Raw genomic sequence first — 1,341 nt, 5'->3', positions numbered from 1 at the left:
GTTTTGCGCTTGCACCTAACGGCTCGGATATGGTTGGTACGGGAATTAAAAGTAATTTATTTCCGATTAAGCAATTAGCCAAAACTTTTTATTTTGTTTTATCTTTTTTGTTCTAAAGCCAAATCAAAAGATTTGGCGGACTTATTTATAAGCTCTAAACTTTGGGTTAAGCACCAAAACCCGTATTAATTATAGTCATTGTTGTGCAACGTTTTTTACTTTAATCTTCTGTTTCCTTATCTGCTATTAATTCTTTAAAAAAATCAGCAACTTTTGAAGCTCCTTTTTTTCCGCCATCGTCTATATTAGATAGAATTACAACTGTATAATTATTATTTTTGAAATCCATTAATTCGCAATGTATGCCGTACCAGCCTCCACTATGACCAATAATCGTCTGGTTATATCTTTGATCAATATCAATTCCATACCCTAAATGCGTATTGTATCCTTTCACTTTAGGCTTGAACATTAACTCGGTTGTTTCTTTTTTTAATAGCTTATAGTTTCTTAAGGCTTTTGAAAAATTAAATAAATCGCTTACAGTTGAATAATAGAAACCTCCTGGTGAGGCTTTTGTTAAATAGTAGTCATTTTTTTTGAGGCTTTTATTTTCCCCAAACATTGAGGTGTATCCACTTGCTTTATTACTCACAATAGAGTCAATTTCTAATTCAGTTGTGTTGAACATTTTTGTAGGTTTGAAAATATTATCTCTCAAATAATCGTAATAATTTTTACCGCTTAACTTTTCAATGATTAAACCAAGAATTACAAAACCTGACGCACCATAATTATATTTAGTTCCCGGTTTTGATAAAAGTGTATCGTTAACGAAAAGTTTAACAAAGTCTGATGTTTTCTTGTATTCTAAATTTTTCATTTTGTCCTCATCTGCCACATAAAAGTTATTAAGGCCTGAAGTGTGTGTTAGTAATTGATGAATGGTAACAGAATCTCTAACAAGTTTATTTGGGTAATCAGGTAAATAGTTGCCAATAGGAATATCTAATTCTAATTTTCTTTGTTCGTAAAGTTGTAGAGTTGCAACAGAAGTAAACATTTTAGTTATAGAAGCAATATTGAATTTTGTTTCTGTATTATTCTTTACGTTAAACTCAATACTTGAAAGGCCGTAAGCTCTTTGCTCAATTATTTTATCTTTTTTTGCAACTAAGATTGTTCCCGAAAAATCATCTTTATTTAGATTGTCAAGAAATGAAGTAATTACAGATTCTTTGTTACTATTAGATTGTCCGAAAGCGAAAATCCCTATGAATAAAATTATGATTGTTAGATAAATGTTTTTCTTGATTAACATATGTTTTTTTTAATGCTGCA

General features: G+C 29.9%; 1 protein-coding gene. It reads right to left on the bottom strand.

Going from position 1 to position 1,341, the window contains the following annotated elements; translation table 11 throughout:
* Window positions 1-220: 220 nt before the first annotated feature.
* The gene (locus tag CXF67_RS09810; RefSeq protein ID WP_102088586.1) at window positions 221-1,321 is read right to left on the bottom strand and encodes a serine hydrolase domain-containing protein; all 1,101 of its coding nucleotides are present in this window, start codon (window positions 1,319-1,321) and stop codon (window positions 221-223) included.
* Window positions 1,322-1,341 lie beyond the last annotated feature (20 nt).

The organism is Psychroflexus sp. MES1-P1E, from assembly GCF_002836055.1.
Taxonomy (GTDB): domain Bacteria; phylum Bacteroidota; class Bacteroidia; order Flavobacteriales; family Flavobacteriaceae; genus Psychroflexus.
Note: the sequence above shows the minus strand (reverse complement) of the source record. Positions and strands in the feature narration are given on the sequence as shown.

Coding starts and splice junctions, on each gene's coding strand:
- CXF67_RS09810 (WP_102088586.1), bottom strand. CDS start 1,321: ATGTTAATCAAGAAAAACATTTATCTAACAATCATAATTTTATTCATA.